This window comes from Frigoribacterium sp. CFBP 13605 (assembly GCF_014839405.1).
Classification (GTDB): Bacteria; Actinomycetota; Actinomycetes; order Actinomycetales; family Microbacteriaceae; genus Frigoribacterium.
Genome location: NZ_JACYNS010000047.1, coordinates 1 through 20074, shown reverse-complemented (window position 1 = coordinate 20074; position 20074 = coordinate 1). Strand labels below are relative to the sequence as shown.

The 20074-nt window shown below is 71.0% G+C and carries 23 protein-coding genes; 15 read left to right on the top strand and 8 right to left on the bottom strand.

Going from position 1 to position 20074, the window contains the following annotated elements; all coding sequences use genetic code 11:
• From IFT36_RS10260 to IFT36_RS10250, 3 genes are all read left to right on the top strand, one after another.
• Positions 1 to 185: hypothetical protein (locus IFT36_RS10260; protein WP_200413051.1), on the top strand; the 185-nt coding region annotated here is incomplete at its 5' end.
• Between the two features lie 12 nt (positions 186 to 197).
• A complete protein-coding gene (locus tag IFT36_RS10255; RefSeq protein ID WP_052505459.1) occupies positions 198 to 644 on the top strand; it encodes a flagellar hook assembly protein FlgD in 447 nt (148 codons plus the stop codon).
• A gap of 149 nt (positions 645 to 793) precedes the next feature.
• Positions 794 to 1963 (top strand): flagellar hook protein FlgE, encoded by a 1170-nt coding sequence (locus IFT36_RS10250; protein ID WP_200413050.1) that lies wholly within the window; start codon positions 794 to 796, stop codon positions 1961 to 1963.
• Positions 1964 to 2135: 172 nt separating this feature from the next.
• On the opposite strand, the gene IFT36_RS16940 is transcribed toward IFT36_RS10250, so the two are convergent.
• The 8 genes from IFT36_RS16940 to IFT36_RS10210 all read right to left on the bottom strand — a co-directional run bounded on the left by IFT36_RS16940 (position 2136) and on the right by IFT36_RS10210 (position 9381).
• Positions 2136 to 3506 (bottom strand): reverse transcriptase family protein, encoded by a 1371-nt coding sequence (locus tag IFT36_RS16940; RefSeq protein ID WP_200413049.1) that lies wholly within the window; start codon positions 3504 to 3506, stop codon positions 2136 to 2138.
• A 477-nt stretch (positions 3507 to 3983) separates the two neighbouring features.
• Positions 3984 to 4253 carry a DUF4190 domain-containing protein gene (locus IFT36_RS10240; RefSeq protein WP_056043661.1) on the bottom strand — a complete coding sequence of 90 codons (270 nt, stop codon included), beginning with the start codon at positions 4251 to 4253 and terminating at the stop codon, positions 3984 to 3986.
• Positions 4254 to 4366: 113 nt separating this feature from the next.
• Complete coding sequence (locus tag IFT36_RS10235) at positions 4367 to 5131, bottom strand: YitT family protein (protein WP_082460145.1); 765 nt, start codon at positions 5129 to 5131, stop codon at positions 4367 to 4369.
• Positions 5132 to 5369: 238 nt separating this feature from the next.
• Positions 5370 to 5960 (bottom strand): hypothetical protein, encoded by a 591-nt coding sequence (locus IFT36_RS10230; RefSeq protein ID WP_200413048.1) that lies wholly within the window; start codon positions 5958 to 5960, stop codon positions 5370 to 5372.
• Between the two features lie 559 nt (positions 5961 to 6519).
• Positions 6520 to 7128, bottom strand: coding sequence for a hypothetical protein (locus IFT36_RS10225; protein ID WP_056043651.1), 609 nt, complete (start codon positions 7126 to 7128; stop codon positions 6520 to 6522).
• A complete protein-coding gene (locus tag IFT36_RS10220; RefSeq protein ID WP_157485180.1) occupies positions 7125 to 7847 on the bottom strand; it encodes a hypothetical protein in 723 nt (240 codons plus the stop codon). Before IFT36_RS10220 ends, IFT36_RS10225 begins: the two co-directional genes overlap by 4 nt.
• The gene (locus tag IFT36_RS10215) at positions 7844 to 9097 is read right to left on the bottom strand and encodes a putative T7SS-secreted protein (RefSeq protein WP_056043645.1); all 1254 of its coding nucleotides are present in this window, start codon (positions 9095 to 9097) and stop codon (positions 7844 to 7846) included. The genes IFT36_RS10220 and IFT36_RS10215 overlap by 4 nt, the downstream gene beginning before the upstream one ends.
• Positions 9094 to 9381, bottom strand: a complete 288-nt coding sequence (locus IFT36_RS10210) for a hypothetical protein (RefSeq protein WP_056043642.1) — start codon at positions 9379 to 9381, stop codon at positions 9094 to 9096. Before IFT36_RS10210 ends, IFT36_RS10215 begins: the two co-directional genes overlap by 4 nt.
• 241 nt (positions 9382 to 9622) lie before the next feature.
• On the opposite strand from IFT36_RS10210, the gene IFT36_RS16935 reads away from it, so the two are divergent.
• The 12 genes from IFT36_RS16935 to IFT36_RS10150 all read left to right on the top strand — a co-directional run.
• Complete coding sequence (locus IFT36_RS16935; protein WP_200413047.1) at positions 9623 to 10048, top strand: flagellar FlbD family protein; 426 nt, start codon at positions 9623 to 9625, stop codon at positions 10046 to 10048.
• Between the two features lie 2 nt (positions 10049 to 10050).
• A complete protein-coding gene (locus IFT36_RS10200) occupies positions 10051 to 10896 on the top strand; it encodes a motility protein A (protein ID WP_056043640.1) in 846 nt (281 codons plus the stop codon).
• Positions 10893 to 11939, top strand: coding sequence for an OmpA/MotB family protein (locus IFT36_RS10195; protein WP_173153494.1), 1047 nt, complete (start codon positions 10893 to 10895; stop codon positions 11937 to 11939). Before IFT36_RS10200 ends, IFT36_RS10195 begins: the two co-directional genes overlap by 4 nt.
• 126 nt (positions 11940 to 12065) lie before the next feature.
• A complete protein-coding gene (locus IFT36_RS16930; protein ID WP_056043639.1) occupies positions 12066 to 13013 on the top strand; it encodes a flagellar motor switch protein FliM in 948 nt (315 codons plus the stop codon).
• Entirely contained in the window at positions 13010 to 13735 is a 726-nt protein-coding gene (gene fliN, locus IFT36_RS10185) for a flagellar motor switch protein FliN (protein WP_056043636.1), read from the top strand. Before IFT36_RS16930 ends, fliN begins: the two co-directional genes overlap by 4 nt.
• Before the next feature lie 2 nt (positions 13736 to 13737).
• Positions 13738 to 14349 (top strand): FliO/MopB family protein, encoded by a 612-nt coding sequence (locus IFT36_RS10180; protein ID WP_200413046.1) that lies wholly within the window; start codon positions 13738 to 13740, stop codon positions 14347 to 14349.
• Positions 14346 to 15383, top strand: coding sequence for a flagellar type III secretion system pore protein FliP (gene fliP / locus IFT36_RS10175; RefSeq protein WP_374058392.1), 1038 nt, complete (start codon positions 14346 to 14348; stop codon positions 15381 to 15383). Before IFT36_RS10180 ends, fliP begins: the two co-directional genes overlap by 4 nt.
• Complete coding sequence (gene fliQ, locus IFT36_RS10170) at positions 15383 to 15658, top strand: flagellar biosynthesis protein FliQ (RefSeq protein WP_043596053.1); 276 nt, start codon at positions 15383 to 15385, stop codon at positions 15656 to 15658. Before fliP ends, fliQ begins: the two co-directional genes overlap by 1 nt.
• A 9-nt stretch (positions 15659 to 15667) precedes the next feature.
• Entirely contained in the window at positions 15668 to 16420 is a 753-nt protein-coding gene (locus IFT36_RS10165; protein ID WP_255350769.1) for a flagellar biosynthetic protein FliR, read from the top strand.
• A 1-nt stretch (position 16421) separates the two neighbouring features.
• Positions 16422 to 17696 (top strand): EscU/YscU/HrcU family type III secretion system export apparatus switch protein, encoded by a 1275-nt coding sequence (locus tag IFT36_RS10160; protein ID WP_200413045.1) that lies wholly within the window; start codon positions 16422 to 16424, stop codon positions 17694 to 17696.
• Entirely contained in the window at positions 17693 to 19744 is a 2052-nt protein-coding gene (locus IFT36_RS10155) for a flagellar biosynthesis protein FlhA (protein WP_056043626.1), read from the top strand. The genes IFT36_RS10160 and IFT36_RS10155 overlap by 4 nt, the downstream gene beginning before the upstream one ends.
• Before the next feature lies 1 nt (position 19745).
• Positions 19746 to 20074, top strand: a 329-nt coding sequence (locus tag IFT36_RS10150; RefSeq protein ID WP_200413044.1) for a hypothetical protein, incomplete at its 3' end; no start/stop codon positions are given.

Sequence of the window (20074 nt, the reverse complement as noted above, 5' to 3'; positions counted from 1 at the left end):
GCTCGCCCGGGGCGCAGTCCGGCGCCGACGGAGGCGCCGGGCGACAGGCCCGTGACGCCGCCGAGGCGCGCGGCGCCACCGGCCGCGCGCCGCGCGACGGAACCGACCCCCTCGACGCGACGGGCGCGGTCGACCGTGCCCGCGCCTCCTCGTCCCTCTCGACGTCCCTCGACGTCCTGGCCTGAACCGGAGACCCCATGCCCTCGATCGACCAGATATCGGGAACCGTCGACGTCGCGACCCAGATCGCCGCCGCCAACGCCGCGAAGAGCGGCTCGAGCCGTGCGACGGCGAACACGATGGACAGCGAGATGTTCATGAAGCTGCTCGTCACGCAGCTGAAGAACCAGGACCCGTCGACCCCGATGGACACCAACGCCATGATGTCGCAGACCACCCAGCTGGCGATGATGGAGCAGGTCACCGCGCAGACGACGACGGCCAACGAGAACTTCTCGCTGCAGATGCGCATCGCCGCGTCGAACCTGGTCGGCCGCGAGGTCAGCTACACGGGACCCGACGGCGTCGAGGTGAAGGGCACCGCGACGAGCGTGTCGTTCGCCGAGGCCGTCCCCAAGGTCTCGGTCGGCGGGAAGGAGGTCGCGTTGGATCTCATCTCGGGCATCGCCACCACGAAGGCGTGACACGCGTCCCCGACGCGCACCCCGCAGCACCACCGGCACCACCCGCACGACCCGCACCACCCCTCGAACCACACCGGGAGCAGGACGCGACCGGCACCACCCGCGCAGGACGCGCCTCCAGATCTCTCCCCAGCTGAAAGGCAGCACCCATGCTCCGCTCCCTCTACTCCGGCATCTCGGGCCTCCGCTCGCACCAGACGATGCTCGACGTCACCGGCAACAACATCGCCAACGTCAACACCGCCGGCTTCAAGTCGTCGACCACCCAGTTCCAGGACACGCTGTCGCAGATCACGCAGGGCGCCGGCGGCCCGCAGACCGGCATCGGCGGCACGAACCCCGCCCAGATCGGCCTCGGCGTGCAGGTCGCCGGCATCTCGACGAACTTCGCCCAGGGGTCGGCGCAGGCCACGGGCAAGGCGACCGACCTGATGATCTCGGGCGACGGCTTCTTCGTCACCCGCCTCGGCAACGACACCGTCTACACCCGCTCGGGCGCCTTCGACTTCGACGCCGACGGCCGTCTCGTGTCGTCCGACGGCAAGATCGTGCAGGGCTACTCGGCCACGAACGGCGTCATCAACGACGGAGGCGCGCTCGGCGACATCACGCTGCCCCTGAACGCGGCGGCCCCCGCGACGGCGACCTCGAGCGCCACGGTCGGCGGCAACCTGCCGAGCGAGTCGGCGGTCGGCGACAAGATCGTCCGCGACACCAAGGTGTTCGACGCCAACGGCCTCGAGCGCACCCTGACGCTCACCTTCACCCGCACGACGGCCGGCTGGGACGCCTCCGCGACCGACGGCAACGGAGGCGCCACGGCCTCGCTGACCTTCGCCGACGGCAAGCAGGCGGGCGCGGCGTCGCTGCGACTCAACGGCGTCACCGTCGACCTGTCGGGCATCACCGGGTTCGCGGCGCTCAACACGACGTCGATCACCGAGCAGAACGGCCGTGCGGCCGGCACGTTGCAGGGCTTCTCGCTGTCGAAGGACGGCACGCTCATGGGCCAGTTCAGCAACGGCTCGACGGTCGGCCTCGGCCGCGTCGTCCTCGCGACCTTCACGAACCCCGGCGGCCTCGAGAAGGAGGGCAACTCGGGCTACCGCGCCACCGCCAACTCGGGTGCCGCGACCGTCGGCGCCCCCGGCTCGCCCGGCATCGGCTCGCTGTCCAGCGGCTCGCTCGAGATGTCGAACGTCGACCTGTCGCAGGAGTTCACCAACCTGATCGTCGCCCAGCGCGGCTTCCAGGCCAACGCCCGCATCATCACCACCTCGGACGAGGTGCTGCAGGAGCTCACCAACCTCAAGCGGTAGTCCGCCGGCTGCCCGCGGCTGCCCGCGGCAGTCCGCGGCAGTCCGCGGCAGTCCGCGGCACCCTTCGCACCGCGTTCCGTGCACCACACCCGATCTCGTCGCGGTGCGGTGCACGGAATGCGGTGCGTTCGTCGTCAGGAGGCGCGGCGCCGGCCAGGAGGCGCGGCGCCGGTCACCGGGGGACGCGCGCGAAGGCGGCGCGCAGCCGGGCCCCGCGCCCGGGGTTCAGCTGCTCGACCCAGCCGATGCGCCCCCAGAGCTGGGCGGCGAAGTCCGGGTGCCCGGCCCGGTTCTGTGCCTCGAGCCCGGTGGTGGCGGCGTTGTGCAGCACGGCCCGCAGCCGGTCGTACTCGGAGCGCACCGTGTTCGTGCCCGCGTTGACCACCACGCCGGTGACGACCTGTCGCGTGGCCGCTCCGCGCACCCGGGTCTTCGTCGGGTTCAGCAGGTGTCCCTCGTCGCCGACGATGCGTCCGACGCCCCGCACGAGCGCGTCGGCCCGCCCCGCCAGCGTGCCGTCGCCGCTGAACGCCAGGTCGTCGGCGTACCGCGTGTAGGTCGCTCCCGCGGCCCGGGCGTAGCCGGCGAGCCGCGAGTCGAGCCTCCGCACCGCCACGTTCGCGAGGGTCGGCGAGGTCGGCGCCCCCTGGGCGAGGTGGGCGGCCGAGAGCGCGTGACGCAGGGCGAACCGCTGCTCGGGGCTGCCGCCCGGCGGCATGCGCGACAGCACGCCCGGCGGCACGGAGGTCGTGCAGAGCCCGGTGAGCACGTGGGCGACGGCGTCCGGCAGGCCCTCGCGGCGCAGCGCGCCGAACACCTGCCCGGCGGTGACCCGGGCGAAGAACGAGGTCAGGTCGAGGGCGATGACGACCTCTCGGCCGACGTGCCGTCGCGCGCCGGTGACGGCGCTGCGCCCCGGGACGAAGCCGTGCGCCGCGTCGTGCAGCGGCACCGCCGCCAGCACCTCGTCGAGCACGACGCGGTGCAGGTCGCGCAGGCGGAACCCGGGCACCTCGAGCAGCCGCGGCGTGCGTCCGGGCCGTGCCCGCCACTCGTACCGGTGGTGCTGCAGCGGACCTCGCTCGATCCGGCGGTTCCACCGGCCGGGGTCGGCGAACCAGTCGAGCTCGCCCACGGTCAGGTGCAGCAGTCGGGCGACGTCGGCCACGGTGCCCAGACGCAGGAGGCGCGGGTCGGCCGAGCGCGCCTCCTGCGTCACGGGCACGTGGTGGACGATGCGCAGGGGCCGGCCGCGCTTCCTGGCCTCGGTCACCGCCTCGGTGAAGGCCGGATCGCGGCGGATGTGGGCGGTGAGCGTGCGGGGGTCGTCGTGCGGTGCCCGGGGCAGGGCGCGGACGAGGTCGCGGGCGAGGGGACGCCAGAACCTTGCCGGCCCGTCGACGGCCTCGCCTGCGGCGGCGGCCAGTGCACCCACGGTCCACTCGGCCGCGAGCAGGGCGTCGGCGAGGGCGGTCGCGACGGCATCGGGACCCGGATCGGGCTCGCGGGCGCCCACGGCGGACGCGGGGGAGTGGGCGGTCACCCGGTTGTCGTCCGACCGCCGGCCGCGCGGGTCGCGGTCGGGTGCCGCCGGGGCGGGTGCGGAGTCCGTGTCGGGGGTGACCCGCCTGCGTCCGCGGCGGGTGCGGTGGGGTGGCTGCGGCGGTGCCTCGGCGACTCGTGCATCGGTGCGGGCCGCGAGCCGCGCGGAGCGCGGTCACCGGCCTGCGGAGCGGTGCCGTGGTCGATCTGCGTGCCCCGGGGTGGCCCCGGAGAGGACGGCACAGCGCGTGTGCCCTCCACCTCGCCGAGACACCGTCGCATGCCCACACGCTAACGGCGACCCCCGACGACCGCGATCCCCCGCAGGGCTGAACCCCCCCGTAGGGCGGGGCCCCCCGCAGGGCTGAGCCCTGTGCGTGATCGAGCCTACGGGCCCGCGACGCGAAGGAGGCGCGGTGCCTGCTCTGCAGACACCGCGCCTCCTGTGCTCCCCGGCTCGTGCGCCGGGTCGATCGACCTAGTAGGTCTGGACCGATGCCATGCCGGCGCTGAACGCCGAGATGCCGATGATGATGCCGCCGACGAGGAAGACGGCGCTGAGGATCACGCCGGCCAGGGCGAGGCCGTGGCCGCGCTCGCCGGTCTTCTTGATCTGCGACAGGGCGATCAGGCTGACGATGAGGCCGGCGAGGCTGAAGACGAAGGCCAGGATGAACCCGACGATCGCGAGGACGTTGTAGCCCGCGGCGGTGCCGGCGGACTGGGGCATGGCGGTGTTGTTGGACATGGGACTCCTAGGTGGTGTGACGTCCGGGGACGTGAAAGAAGAAAGTGACCGCTTCGAGACGAGAATGCCTCAAACAGACCGGTCGTGCACGGAAGTCTGGCAGAAAGGTGTGATCACGTGTGTCCGACGTACCGGCCGGCCTTGTGGTTCATCGCGAGCACGAGGTTCAACACGACGGCGCCGAGGGCCGAGAGCAGCACGATCCACGGCGAGACGACGGTCAACGAGGTCAGCACGATGACCACGTCGAAGCCCATCTGGACGTAGCCGGCGCGCAGCCCGGCGCGTTCCTGCAGTACCAGGGCGAGGATGTTGATCCCGCCGAGGCTGGCCCCGTGCCGGAACAGGATGAGCAGGCCGACGCCGACGAGCAGGTTGCCGGCGAGGGTTCCGTAGATCGGGTCGATCCCGTCGATGTCGAACATCAGCGGGTGCAGGTACGAGAAGGCGGACAGCATGACGACGGTCAGGATCGTCCGCAGGGTGAAGGGCCAGCCCTTCTTCCACACGGCGAGCGCGAAGAACGGCACGTTGACGAGGACGAACAGCACGCCGAAGGTCCAGCCCGTGGCGTAGCTCGTCAGCAGGGCGAGACCGGCCGTGCCGCCCGACACGGCCCCGCTGGTCTTGAGCAGGAAGAGCCCGAACGAGGCGAGGAAGACACCGGTCACGACGCCCATCACGTTCTCGGCGAGCGTGTGTTTGTTGACGTCGACGGTCTCGACCGAGCCGGTCAGGGCGGGGTCGTCGATGCCGTGCCGGGCGGGGGCTGCGGCGTCCGGGGTCGCGGCGTCCGGCAGGCCCGCGGGGGAGGACTCGGGGGTGGGCCCGTCGTCGCTGCCGACGGCGTTCCGCTCGGAGCTCGCGGCGCGGGACATGCTCGCGGTCGGGGTGGGGGAGGAGGTGCGGGTGACGTCGTCGGCGCGGGCGGCGGGGGTGGTGCCGGGGCGCGACTCGTCGAGGGGTTCGTGGGTCACCGGCACATCCTGCCAGCCCCCTGTTTCGTGCACGTGACGCGCCGCGCGCCCGCTTGTCAGCCCGCCGCACCGTCGAGTGGACGTGACGCCGCCGCATGCCGCGGTGTCTCGTCCAGACGGCGGTGTCCTCCCGGAGCGATCAGGCCGCGCCGGCCGTCACCATGGCGATCGGCACGACGACGGCGATCAGGCCTGCGAGCGCCACGAGGGCGCAGAGCACCGGACGTCGGGTCGTCAGCGGGACGACCCCGGGCACGATGGCGGCGGCCTTCTTGCCCGAGAAGACCTGATCGGCCGGCATGATCGTGAGTCGTGCGTGCTGGGCGATCTCGAGCAGTTGTCCTCCGGGCCAGTTGGCCTCGGTGAGGACGAGTCGGCGGCCCTTGCCGTCCCGGACGGCGAGGTATCCGAGCGTCTGCACGCCCTGGTTGAGCATGCAGAGGATGCCCTGGTGGTCGCCGTCCAGGGCGACGGTCGTCGTGCGTCCCCACCGCCGACGGGTGACCGCCGTGCCCGAGACCGAGAGGGTCGTCGTCCGAAGGTAGATCCCCAGGCCCACGGCCATCACGACCACCCCCGCCACGAGGTAGGGCAGGGCGGAGACGCCCATCCGGTTGATGCACACGAGGAAGGCGAGGGGGACGAGGAACACCCGGCCCTTGGCCTTCGCCCAGAAGTGCGGCCACGTCGGTCGGTAGGTGATGGCGGGCGGGAGGGGGCTGCTGGTCATGGTTCTTCTTCCTCTGGGGTGGTGTCTGACGGAGGGTCGTTCGTGAGATGCCACGAAAGACCTTCCGCGAGCTCGTCCATGAGGCGGACGACCTCGGAGAATGGGTGGGGAAAGGGAGCTTCCGCGATCAAGATGACGCGGGTCGACGTGCCCTCCTGCAACCACGTCCAGGTCACCTGGCCCATGGCGGCGGGGCGCGAGAGTCCCTGCAGAGGCACAAGGCGGATGGCCTGGATTCGGTGGGCGCTTCCGAGGTGCGTTCCGAGGGTTGCGACGGATGGTGGCGCCAGGCATGTCGAGCTCGCGATGAGGGACTCCCTCAGCAGGCCTTCTCTTATCGGATGGTCGTCTTCGGCGACGTAGAGGGCGGCCCAGGCGACCGGGCCCGAGTCCTGACGCCCGGAGGCCACGAACGCGGCTATCGCGCCTTGTTCCTCCAAGGTCGTCCGCAGTCCGGCAAGCGGATGCGAGTCATCGGGAGGCCCCTGGCCTGCCACGCCGAAGAGTGGTCGCCAGAAGGATGAGTGATGGATGGTCAATTCCAGGTCTCGGTCGGGTCTCATGCACTCGCCGCCGCGACGACAGGGGGAGCCCAGAGCGACCAGATGATGATGCCAAGAAGGACCGCGGCGATCATGGTCAGGGAAACGGCGATGACGAGGGTCGCCCAAGGGTGTCGTTGTGGGGGCGACAGCATGCCTGGTGCGAGGGCGTCTGCTTCTGCTGGGCTCAGCAGGCCATTGCCGTTGGAGTACCTGAGGGGAAAGTGGCGCGCGATCCGTTCCAGGTCAGGGGTGGCCCAGTAGGCACCCGTCAGCCGCACGATTGGCTGCTTGCCCCGTCCCAGGATGAGACGAAGAACGGGTCGAGGACCATCCACAGTGGCGAAGATTCCGGCCGTCGGACGAGTCCTGGGGACATGTCGAGTCAAGAAGAAGCGCGAGTAGCTCAACCCGTCGTCGTGCAAGACGACGCGGGTGGTCACCATGTAGAGGCAGATGCCGCCGAGAACGAACACCAGGACGACTGCGGCAAGAGCCCAGCCCACCGCCGAGTCCCGGACGGTGAACGGGATGAGGCTCGTCGACCCGCCCGAGATGACGGCGTTTCGTGCGTAGTGGCGCCATCGTGGCCGTAGGACGAATGGCGTCGACATCGCCCGGCTCACGAGCCGGCCTTACTTTCAGCTGAGGTCGACGAAGGTCGGGTTCTGGCCGGCATTGTCCAGCGGAAAGCACGCACGATGTCATCGGCGTGGGCGAGTTGCGGCGAGAGAAAGACTCCACCCGTCGCGATGAAGGTCATGAGGAGGACACAGTCACGCCGCTCGGGAACGTCAACGATGTAATGAACTCGTGCCGTTTCGAGGGGCTCCTCGAGCGCTTGGCGTTGCTCGGATGAAAGGTCTGTCGTGCTGGCGATTCCCCGGCGTGCAAGCGCGAGTTCAGCCGTCCTGGCCCACTGTGCGGCGCTTTCCGTCCATCGATCCAGGACTCGTGCGACGTCGCCCTGGCTGGTGCTCATGGTGCTGACCAGGCTCGTTGGCCCGGCGAGGGAACGAGCGACCTCGACATTCAGCGAGACGCCTGAGCGAGCTTCGTTTGTCACCACGGGCACGACGGACAAGCACATGGGGCCCATCGATGGCCCGGCGGTCGACGAGAAGACGAAGAGGTCGAGGACGCCGTCCTGCTTTGCCTGCGAACAAATCGCCAGATAGGTGTTCTTTGCACGCCGACGGGCCAGAACCGTGTTTCGCGCGTCTCGTTGGCGACTCAGCGATGTCACCCCGTCGAGGAATCGCTCGATCTCGCTGTCGAGATCGATTGCGAGGTTCAGGCGACCCCACCCGTGCGGAAACGTGAAGGCATACCCCGCGGACGTCACAGCGACCCCACATGGATTTTCGTCTTCTCGGTCCAGTAGGTGCCCGCCGCGATGTCGGCTGCGTCCTGCCCGGCCGACACCAGCGACTTGACGTTTTGACCTGCACCCAGCAAACCGTTCGTGAGGGCTGAAACGACGCCGGGAGCAAACAGTTCGCGTGCCTTCGGCCCACCCGCGGCCAGGCGGCGCATCGCGAACATCTCGGCGGCCCCACCCAGGAGCAGATTGTCGAGGCTGGTGACGAGGGGGTTCCTCGCCACCGCGTCGAGTCGCTCGGCAACGGCTTGCCGCTCCGCGAGCCGGGCCTGTTTTGCGGCCTTGGTGGGAACCCCGGCAAGTGCGCGAGCGCTGACCGAGTCGATGATCGATCGTCGCATCCCCGATGTGGCCACCAGTGCTCCCTTGGCAGCCCCCAAGCCGACGATCGAGAGGCCGACGCCGAGGAGTTCGGTCCCGATGTCCGCAGGGGTTGCGTCGCCCGCACTGGCCTGAGCAAGGGTGATGACGAGGAGGAGCACGGCAGCCGCTATTCCGATGCCCAGAGCGAAGGGGCCGATTATCGGTACGAAGCTCAAGACGGCCAGCACCGGCCCGAGCGCGTTCAGCAGGTCCTTGATCGCCCCCAGCACCCCGCGGGCGTCGTGCACCACCTGCTTCACCCCGTCCCACCACGTGTCGCGCAGCTCGTCGTCACCCGCCAGGCGGATGGCCGCGATCGCTTGGTCGTTGAGGGCGCCGTACTCGCCGTCCGTGTCGCCCCCGGTGCCGACCAGGCGGGTGATGACCGCCTTCGCGTCGGCGAGGTCGGTGTCGGCGAGGTCGACGGCCCGCGTCCGGGCGGCCTCTTGCCGGTCGATCTCGAACGGGTCGGTCTCGCCGGGGACGACGTACTTGTCGGCCGTGCGCCGCGCCTCCTTCGCCTCGTCGGCGTCGAGGCGCGCGGCGTCCGCCTGGCGCTGGAGCTCTTCGAGGCCGTCCGCGTAGGTGTCCAGCGCCGTGGCGAGGTCGAGGTAGCGCTGCTTCGCCTTGTCGATCGCGTCGGCGAGCGGTTCCGCCGACGTCGTGAAGGTGCGGCCCGACTCGGAGTCCCACCCCTCGGCCTTCGCCAATCGACGCAGCCGCCTCGACTGGGTCTCGATCGAGGTGCCCGTGGCCCGCGCCGAGGTGGCCGACGACCGGATCTCGGTCGGATCACCGGGCACGGGGTCGGACGCCAGGTCGAGCGGGCTCCAGTCCCACGGGCGGCTCATGCCGCACCCGCCGTGTCGGTCGGGGTCAGCGCCGCAGCCAGCTCGTCCTCGGCCTGCGTGAAGGTCTTCGCCGCGCCCTCGGCCATGGCGCCGACCGCCGCGATCGACTCGAGCATCCGCCCGCGCGCGATCGCCCAGTCGTCGGCGAACGCCGTGACGGCCTGTTGCAGGCGTGGCGAGCCGACGCCGTCACCGGAGGCGCCGGCGCTGCCCGACGACAGGTCGGTGTGCAGGGTCTGGAGGTCGCGCGCCAACGTGGCCAGCGCCTCCAGATCGATGTCCATGTACTGCGCCACGGCGGTTTCCCCTCGTTGATATGAGCAATGTCACACACCATACCGACTGTTCGGCCCACCGCGACCTGCCTGTGGAGAACCCTGTGCCCCCTGAGATGGGCGGATCGGCCCGCGACCCGCACCTAACGCCCCGCCACCTCCGGCCGATAGTCACCCGTAGCCGCTCAGGACGAGCAGCGACACCTGCCCCCACGGACGGAGGCAGGAGACACAGACCTAGGACGGGCCGATGATCGTCGTCACGCGACTCAACGACAGCAGATTCGCTGTCAACCCTGACCTCATCGAGCGCATCCACGAGACGCCCGACACGGTCCTGATCATGGTCGACGGCGCCAAGTACGTCGTGACCGAGCCGATGGCCGAGGTCATCGAGATGATCGCCCGTTACCGGGCCCGCATCGTCTCGCTCGCCTACGACGAGCCGTCCGCCACCGCGCCGACGGCCCAGGCGCTCGGCAACCGCACCTCCACCGGTCCGCAGCTCGGCATCGTCCGAGGCTCGTCGGGTGCAGGAGGCGCGGGTCGCGTCACCGAGTTCCGTCCCGCCGTGCAGGCTCCCGCCGTCCACGCGCCGACCGCGCCGTCCTTGCCGGCCGCACCGTCCGTGCCGGCTGCGCCGGCCGCATCGGCCGACATCACGCAGGGACGCTGACCGTGGATCCCGCAACGATCATCGGCATCGTCCTCGCCCTGGGTGCCCTCTTCGGCATGATCCAGCTCGAGGGCGTCAGCATCGCCGGGCTGCTGTTGCCCGCCCCGATCATCCTCGTCTTCGGCGCCACCATCGGCGTCGGCATCGCCGGCACGACGATCAAGGACGCGATCCTCAGCTTCAAGAAGATCTCCCGCGCCTTCACCGGCAAGGTCGTCCCTCCGCAGTCGGTCATCGACGGCGTCGTGTCGCTCGCCGAGAAGGCCCGCAGCGAGGGCCTGCTCTCGCTCGAGCAGGAGGCCGAGAAGCTCGACGACCCGTTCATGAAGGGCGCCCTGCAGAACATCGCCGACGGCACCGACGGCGAGGAGCTGCGCATCCTGCTCGAGGACGAGATGGAGTCCCGTCTCGCCGCCGACCGCACGGCCAGCAAGTTCTTCATGAGCCTCGGCGGGTACGCCCCGACGGTCGGCATCGTGGGCACGGTCGTCAGCCTCACCCACGTGCTCGAGAACCTCGCCGAGCCCGACGAGCTCGGCCACATGATCGCCGCGGCGTTCGTCGCGACCCTGTGGGGCCTGCTCACGGCGAACTTCCTCTGGCTGCCGCTCGGCGCGCGCCTCAAGAAGCTGGCCGACCTCGACGAGCTGCGCATGACGCTGCTGATGGAGGGGGTGCTGGCGGTCCAGGCCGGAAGCCAGCCGCGCCTCCTCGGCGAACGGCTCAAGGCCATGGTGCCGACGCACGCGCTCGACGGCGGCGACGGCAAGGGCGGCAAGGGTGGCAAGGGCGCCAAGGCCAAGGCCGGCGCGAAGACCGGTGGCGACGACCAGGGGCTGGCCGCATGAGCGGGGCACGCGGCGGTCGCAAGAAGAAGGGGCACGCCGAGGACGAGCACCCCGACGAGCGCTGGATGGCCTCGTACATGGACATGATCACCGTGTTGATGTGCATGTTCATCGTGCTGTTCGCCATGTCGAACGTCGACCAGGACAAGTACATCGCCCTGCGCAACTCGCTCGCGACCGGCTTCGGCCAGACCGACGTGGGCAAGGTCGACACGGCCTCGGGCACCGTCGTGAACGCCGCCGACGTGACGAAAGAGGGGAAGGGCTACTCGTCGGGCGACGAGACCGACCTGAGCAAGGCCGCCGCCTCGGGGGAGGCCCAGACCGCCGAGCAGGCCGCCGCCGCCACGGTCGCGGCCCAGGGCGAACTGGACGACCTCACCGCCATCAAGGCCGCGATCGCCGCGAACCTCGAGGGCTCGGGGCTCAGTGCCGACGTCGAGTTCGCCGTCGACGCCCGGGGCCTGACCGTCCGCCTGATCGGCTCCGAGACCTTCTTCGGCACGAACAGCGCCGACCTCAGCGGCACGGCCGTGAACGTCATGAACGCCATCGGGCCGGTGCTGAAGACCTCGGGTCACGACGTCTCGGTCGAGGGCCACGCCGACCAGCGCAGCTCGACCGCGCCCTTCGCGACCAACTGGGAGCTCTCCTCCGCCCGCGCCACCCAGGTGCTGCGCGACCTCGTCGAGCGGGGCGGCGTGGGTGCGGACCACATCCAGTCGGTCGGCTTCGGCTCGTCGCGTCCGCTCAGCACCGGCACGACCGACGCCGACCTCGCGTCGAACCGCCGGGTCGACATCGTCGTCCTGTCGAACCAGTCCGACACGGTGAGCGCGCTGCTGCCGCAGCTCGAGCAGGCCGCCGCCGCCGCAGGAGGCGCGGTGACCGACGGTCGCAACCCCACCGTCCAGCAGGCGGCCGACACCTCGACCACGGCCGAGTCGGGTGACGCGTCGACGGCGGACGCCGCGGTCGAGACGAAGACCGAGACGAAGACCGAGAAGAAGACGGAGAAGAAGGAGGAGTCCTCGGGCCACTGACCCCCGACGGGCCCCTCCGGCCCGGGAGCGCGACCCCGCGCCGCAGCACGACGACGGCAACCCAGTCCGGGGGGTACGACCGATCCTGGGCTAACGCCCAGGTGGGGCGGGCCGATAGCTCCGTCCGTGACACTCCTCGACGCCCCGACGGGCAGCAGCGCACCGACCTCGACGGTCGGCTCGTCGACGCGCCCGCAGAAGACCGTCGAGGTCTACGACTTCCGCCGTCCGACGACCCTCGCCCGTGAGCACTCGCGCGTCCTCGAGCTCGCCTTCGACACCTTCGCGCGGCAGTGGGGCACCCAGCTCACCGCCAAGGTCCGGGTGCTCTCGCAGGTGACCTGCGACCAGGTGCAGATGCTCACCTACGACGAGTACGCCTCGTCCCTGCCGCCGACCACCGCCATGGTGCTCTGCACCCTCGAGGGCGTCTCGGCGAAGGCCGTCATCCAGTTCCCGTCGTCCGCCGCGCTCACCTGGGTCAGCCACATGCTCGGCGCCGTCAAGCCCGCCACGCTGCCCGAGCGAACCTTCACGCCCATCGAGCAGGCCCTCGTGCGCCGCCTGATGGACGACGCCCTCGACGACCTCCGCTACTCGTTCGGCACCATGCTCGCCGACCCGATCAGCGTCGGCGGGTTCCAGTACAACTCGCAGTTCGCCCAGGCCGCCCAGAAGTCCGACCTGATGATCGTCGCCTCGTTCGAGATCCGAGTCGGCGAGCGCGTCGCGCCCGGCACGGTCGCGATCCCCGCCGACGTCCTGCTGTCGCAGCTGGGCGAGTCCAACCCGACGATCGACGCCGCCGACGCCCGCGACCTGCTCGGCGCCCAGCTGGCCTCGGTGCCGGTCGGCGTCTCGCTGACCTTCGCCCCCGCCGCGGTGCTGCCGAGCGTCGTGCTCGGGCTGGCCGTCGGCGACCTGCTGCCGCTTCCCCACCCGCAGCACCGCCCGCTCGAGATCAGCGTCGACGGCCAGCCCGTCGGCCGTGCCGCCGTCGGAGCCGCCGGCTCCCGCCTGGCCGGCATCGTCGTCTCCACCTCCCTGACCGGCACCGAAGAAGGAACCTCATGACCGGCACGACCATCACCCTGCACACCGCGGCGGTCGAGGCGCTGGTCGCCCAGCTGCCGACGCCCACGCCCCTGCGTGCCGTGGCCGTCGACCCGGCCTCCGCGCACGGCCTCCGCCTCGCGGGCCCGTCCGTCGTGGTCACGTCGTTCGTCGGGTCGGTCTCGGCCGACACCGCGGTCCTGCTGGCCGACATGGACCAGCTCGCCGCCGCCGCGGGCACCGACAACCCGATGGTCTCGGTCTCGGACGTCCTGCGTCCCGCGCTCGAGGCCGCGACGGGCGTGCTCGGCACCGGCGTGCTCGGCGAGAGCCGTCGCGAGTCGGCCGACGCGCTCCTGACCGACCCCGAGACGGTCGTCTTCGAGCTGACGGCCGCGGGTCAGCCCGCCGGCTGGTTCGCCCTGCGCCTCCGCGAGACCGGCACGATCGGCGGCTCGTCGCCCGTGGCGCCGACCGTGGGCGCGGTGTCGACCGGCAACCTCGGTCGCATCAACAACGTCGAGATGGCCCTGACGGTCGAGATCGGCCGCACCCGCATGTCGGTCCGCGACGTCCTGGGCCTCGAGCCCGGTGCCGTCATCGAACTCGACCGCTCGGCCGGCGCCCCCGCGGACGTCCTGCTCAACGGTCGCCTGATCGCGCACGGCGAGGTCGTCGTGGTCGACCAGGACTACGCCGTCCGCATCACCAAGATCCTCGACGTCGCCGACGGCATCGCCTGATCGTGGACACCGTCGTCGTCGGCCTGCGGGTCGTCCTCTCGTTGGGCGTCGTCCTCGCCCTGCTCTGGGTGCTGCAGAAGCGCCTGGTGAAGGGCGGTCGTGCGGGCTCCCGTGCCACGTCGCAGGTCTCGGTCGTCGCCCGTCAGGGCGTCGGCGCGAAGGCCAGCGTCGTGGTGGTCGACGTCGAGGGCGAGCGTCTCGTGCTCGGCGTCACCGAGTCGTCCGTGACCGTCCTGGCGGCCGCCGACCGTCCCGTCGACGTCGGCGCCCTGACGCTGGTCCCCGAGCCCGAGGAGTCCGCGACCGAGTCCGTCACGCAGGAGGCGCGGGTCACGTCGATCGCCCCCGTCGCGTTCGCGTCCGTCCTCTCCGCCGAGGGCGCCGCGGCCCGCGACGAGCTGCCCGCCCGCCCGGCCGACGCGACCCCCGCCGACGCGACCCCCGTCGAGTTGCTGCGCCCTCGCGGTGCCGCCCGCCGTGCCGCCGTCTCGCGTCCTCGTGACCTCGACGCCCGTCGTCGCGGTCGCACCGCCAAGTCGATCGAGGGTTCGATCCTCGCACCCGACACCTGGCGTCAGGCGGCCGCGGCCCTGCGCAGCGGACGAGCCGGATGACCGGCCGCCGGTCGTCCGTGTCCCCGACCCGCCCCTCCTTCGCGTCCGCCCTGCGTCGCCTCGCCCGCCCGACGCTGCGGGACGGCCTGCACGGGGCCCCCCTCGGCCGCTCCGTGGTGGCCGCACCCGTGCGCTTCGCCGACACGCGCTTCGCCCGGGCCGTCGTCGTCACGCTGCTCGCGCTCGTCGTGGCGTCCGCCCTCGTCATGCTGATCGGTCAGCAGGCGAACGCGGCCCCCGTCTCGCCGACGGCCCCCACCGCTCCCACCGCCCCGGCCACGGACGGCACCGACGCCACCACCGGCACGACCCCCACCGACTTCACCGACACCGACCAGACCACGTCGGACGGCACCGGCTCGGGCGGCCTGAGCATCGGCATCAACGGCCCCGACGGTGCGCCCAGCCAGGCCGTCGTCACCCTGATCGGCATCACGCTGCTGAGCGTGGCGCCCGCGCTGCTGCTGATGATGACGTCGTTCACGAAGATCTTCGTGGTGCTCGCGATGACGCGGAACGCGCTCGCGCTGCCGTCGATCCCGCCGAACCAGGTGCTCGCAGGGCTGGCCCTGTTCCTGAGCCTGTTCATCATGGCTCCGATCCTGACCCACATCAACACGGACGCCGTGCAGCCCTACCTCGACGGCCGCCTCGACCTGCAGGGCGCGATCGACGCCGGCATCGCGCCGTTGCGGGAGTTCATGCTCGCCCACACCCGCGAAGAGGACCTCGCGCTGATGACCCGGTCGGCGAACCAGCCGAACCCCGACAGCCAGGCCGACGTGCCCATGCTGACGCTCATCCCGTCCTTCATGATCAGCGAGCTGCGCGCCGCGTTCATCATCGGCTTCGTGATCTTCATCCCCTTCCTCGTCATCGACCTCGTCGTCAGCGCCGCGCTCATGTCGATGGGCATGATGATGCTGCCGCCGGTGATGATCTCGCTGCCGTTCAAGATCCTGCTGTTCGTCCTCGTCGACGGCTGGGGCCTCATCATCAAGAGCCTCATCGAGAGTTACCAGGTGGGTGCCTGATGGATTCCAACGCCGTCCTCGACCTCTCGATGCAGGCCCTGATCATCACGGGCAAGCTCGCCGCGCCCGTGCTGATCACCTCGCTCGTCGTCGGTTTCGCGATCTCGCTGCTGCAGTCGATCACGCAGATCCAGGAGGTCACCCTCTCGTTCGTGCCGAAGGCCGTCGCCGTCGGCATCGCGCTCATCGTCACCGGACACTGGATGATCAGCGAGATGGTGTCGTTCACGACCATGGTGTTCGACCGCATCCCCCAGCTGCTCAGCGGCGGGTAGGGACGCACCGTGTCGTTCGACCTCAGCTGGCTCGAGGCCACCCTCCTCGCCGCCGTGCGCATGACCGCGTTCCTCGTGATCGCGCCTCCGTTCTCGTACCGGGCCTTCCCGGCGAGGGTGAAGGCCATGCTCGGCATCGGGCTCGCGCTCGCCGTCGCGCCCCGCGTCGCCCCCGGCTACGTGTCCCTCGAGACGGGACCGTTCGTCATGGCCCTCGTGCTCGAGCTCGTCGTCGGCGCCGTGCTGGGCTTCCTGGTGTTCGTCGCCTTCGCCGCGGTGCAGGCGGCCGGCAGCCTGATCGACCTCTTCGGCGGCTTCACGCTCGCCCAGGCGTTCGACCCGCAGTCGATGGTCAACGGCGCGCAGTTCACCCGGTTGTTCCAGATGACCGCGCTCGCCCTGATGTTCGCGACCGGGGGCTACCAGCTGATCATCGGCGGCCTCACGCGATCGTTCGACGCCGTGCCGCTCGGCCTCGGCATGGACCTCTCGCGTCCGGTGGAGCTGCTGACGACCGGCGTCAGCCAGCTCTTCCTCTCGACCATCCAGATCGCCGGGCCGCTCTGCGTCGTGCTGTTCCTCGCCGACGTCGGCCTCGGACTGCTCTCCCGCGTCGCGCCGGCCCTCAACGCCTACGCGATGGGCTTCCCGCTCAAGATCCTCATGACGGTCATGCTGGCCGGCGGCGTCTTCCTCGCCCTGCCCGGCGTCGTGGCCTCGTTGACCGGCGACGCCGCCGACATGCTGCTGGGGGTGGGCTGACATGGCGGACGACTCCGGCGAGCGCTCCGAGGCCGCGACCGAGAAGCGGATGAAAGAGGTCCACTCGAAGGGCCAGCTGTCCCGGTCGCAGGACCTCAGCGCCTGGGTGGGCGTCGGCGCCGCCGCCGTGATGATCCCCTCGACCATCGAGCGCGCCTCCTCGGCGGGCGTCGACCAGATGTTCTCGATCCGCCAGGCCATCACGCACCCCGACTCGGCGACCGTGGTCACCGAGCTGATGCAGGGCGCGGGTTCGATGGGGGCCACGATCGGGCCCATGCTGGCCGTCGTCGGCGTGGCCGTCCTCGCGACCGCGATCGTGCAGGGCGGCGTGCACATCAAGCGCATGACCGGCAACTACGAGCAGTTCAACCTGCTCAACGGCCTCAAGAACACCTTCGGCACGCAGGCGCTCTGGAACGGCGCGAAGGCGTTGATCAAGACGACCGTCGTCGGCCTCGTGCTCTGGTTCGCGATCCAGGGCCTGATGCCCGTGCTCATGAGCGGCGGCGGCCTCAGCGTCTCCGCCGTGCTCGAGGAGGCCAAGGCCGGCACCGGCATCCTGATCAAGGCCGCGATCGCGGCCGGCCTGCTGCTCGCCTTCGCCGACGTGTTCGTCGTCATGCGCCGCAACCGCAAGAAGACCCGCATGACCAAGAAAGAGGTTAAGGACGAGAACAAGTCGAGCGACGGCGACCCCCTGGTCAAGTCGCAGCGGCGTTCCCGTCAGCTCGCGATGAGCCGCAACCGCATGATCGGGGCCATCGCCGACGCCGACGTCGTCATGGTGAACCCGACCGACTACGCCGTGGCCGTCAAGTACGAACCCGGCAAGTCGGCTCCCCGCGTCGTCGCGAAGGGCGCCGGCACGGTCGCCGCCCGCATCCGCGAGCAGGCCACCGCCGACGGCGTCCCGCTCGTCGTCGACGTCCCGCTGACCCGAGCCCTCCACGCCGCCTGCGGCCTGGGCGAGGAGATCCCCGTCGACCTCTACACGCCGGTCGCCCGGGTGCTCACCTTCGTCATGGCGCTCAAGGCCCGCGGCACGCTGAAGGGCACGCACACGCCGCCCCGCGTCACCACGGCCGACGAGGTGGCCGGCGTCCTGGCTCCCGAGTCGCTCGAGGCCGACGCCGTGCCCCGCCGCCTCCGCATCGCCCGCGAGGCCGCGACCAGCGCGACGGGCACGACCGGCGCGACCTCCGCACCGTCCCGCACCGCGCCTCCTGCGCTCTCCCGCTCCGTCCGCCCCGCCACCCCTGGAGGCACCCGATGAAGTCCACCCTGCCCAAGCTCGCCGTCCCGGTCGGCATCGTCGGCATCGTGCTGCTGCTCGTCGTGCCGGTGCCCGCGCCGATGCTCGACGTGCTGATCATCCTCAACATCCTGTTGGCGCTGGTGATCCTGCTGACGACGCTCTTCGTCAAGAAGCCGCTCGACTTCTCGGTCTTCCCGTCGCTGCTGCTCGTGGCGACGCTCTTCCGCCTCGGGCTCAACGTGGCCTCGACGCGCCTCGTGCTCGGCGACGGCTTCGCCGGCGACGTCATCGCCGCGTTCGGGCACGTCGCCGTGAGCGGCTCGATCATCATCGGCTCGGTGATCTTCCTGATCCTCGTCGTGATCCAGTTCGTGGTCGTGACCAAGGGTGCCGAGCGCGTCGCCGAGGTGGGCGCCCGGTTCACCCTCGACGCCATGCCGGGCAAGCAGATGGCCATCGACGCCGACCTCAACGCGGGCCTCATCACCGACGAGGTCGCCAAGCAGCGTCGCGCCGACGTCAGCGCCGAGGCCGACTTCTACGGCGCCATGGACGGTGCGTCGAAGTTCGTCAAGGGTGACGCGATCGCCGGCATCATCATCATCATCATCAACCTGGTCGGCGGCATCGCGATCGGCGCGCTGCAGAACGGCATGGCCATCGGCGACGCCCTCTCGCACTACGGACTGCTCACCATCGGCGACGGCCTGACCACGCAGATCCCCGCCCTGCTGATGGCCGTCTCGACCGGCATGATCGTCACCCGCTCGGGCGCCGACACCGAGATGGGCGCGCAGGCCGCGTCGCAGCTCGGCCAGTCGCGCATCGCGCTCGCCGTGGCCGGGACCGCCGCCATCGGCATGGGCTTCATCCCCGGCATGCCGATCGTCGCGTTCCTGCTGATCGGTGGGGCGCTGCTGCTCGTCGCCTACCGGCTCGGCGTGGCCGCCAAGGCCGAGGAGGCGCGCGCGGCCCTCGCGGAGCAGCAGGCGGCGGTCGTCGCCCCCACCGACACGACCGACGACCTGCTCGAGCAGATGCGGGTGCACGCGCTCGAGATCCTGCTCGCGCCCGACCTCGTCGACATGGTCGGGGGAGCGTCGGACGACCTGCTCGGCCGGGTCAAGGCCCTGCGTCGCAAGATCGCTGTCGACCTCGGCATCGTCGTGCCGCCCGTCCGCACCCGGGACAGCGTCGACCTGCCGCCGGCCACCTACTCGATCCGCATCGCGGGCGTCGAGGCCGGTCGCGGTCAGGCGCCGGCCCGCTCCGTGCTGGCCCTCGGCGACGCGCTCGACGGCCTGCCCGGCACCGCCACGGTCGAGCCGGTCTTCGGCCTCGCCGGCAAGTGGGTGCCCGCCGAGATGCGCCACAGCGCCGAGATGACCGGCGCCACGGTGATCGACCGCGTCTCGGTGCTCGTCACGCACCTGTCGTCGATCATCGCCGACAACGCCGCCCGACTGCTGACCCGCGAGGACGTCCGCGTGCTGACCGAGGGCGTCAAGCAGGTCAACGCCCCGGCCGTCGACGACCTCGTGCCGAACATGCTGTCGCTCGCCGAGCTGCAGCGCGTCCTCCAGGGCCTGCTGTCGGAGCGCATCCCGATCAACGACCTCGCGCGGATCTGTGAGGGGCTGACGTTGCGCGCGAAGGTGTCGACCGACCCGGAGGGACTCGTCGAGGCGGCCCGCGCCTCCCTGGGCCCCGCGCTCACGGCGCAGTACCTCGACGGCCGCGTGCTGCGGGTCATCATGATCGACCCGACCCTCGAGCAGTCGATGCTCGAGGGGCTCCGACCGAGCGACCAAGGGACGCAGATCCTGCTCGACGGGCACCGGGTCGAGCAGGTGCTCGGGTCGCTGCGCGAGGCCGTGCAGTCGGTCGAGGCGCAGGGTCTCAGCGCGGTGCTGGTCTGCGCCCCGGCGTTGCGACCGGCCATCCACCGACTCGTGTCGGCGCAGCAGAACGGCCTGCCGGTGCTGTCGTACCAGGAGGCCACCGCCGCCGGCTCGACCATCGAGACCGTCGGCGTCGTCCGCGCGACCGACTCGATCGTGGCCTGAGATGCCGACCACGATCGTCATGACCGGCGAGACGCTCGACGGGCTGCGCCGCGAGGTGCGGGCGACCCACGGGGCCTCGGCGCGCATCGTCGCGGCACAGAAGGTGACCGTCGGGGGAGTCGGCGGCTTCTTCGCCCGCAAGCACTACGAGGTCACCGTCGAGGTGCCCGACCCCGCGATCGACCTGCCCGTCGCCCGGGTGCGCATCACGACGCCGGTGCCGGCCGAGCGTGCGGGCATCGCGGCGTTGCTGGCGTCGGCCGACGAGGCCGAGGACGCCCTGCAGGCGGGGGCTCCGGCAACCCGGGCCGCCTGGTCGGCGTCGCTGGC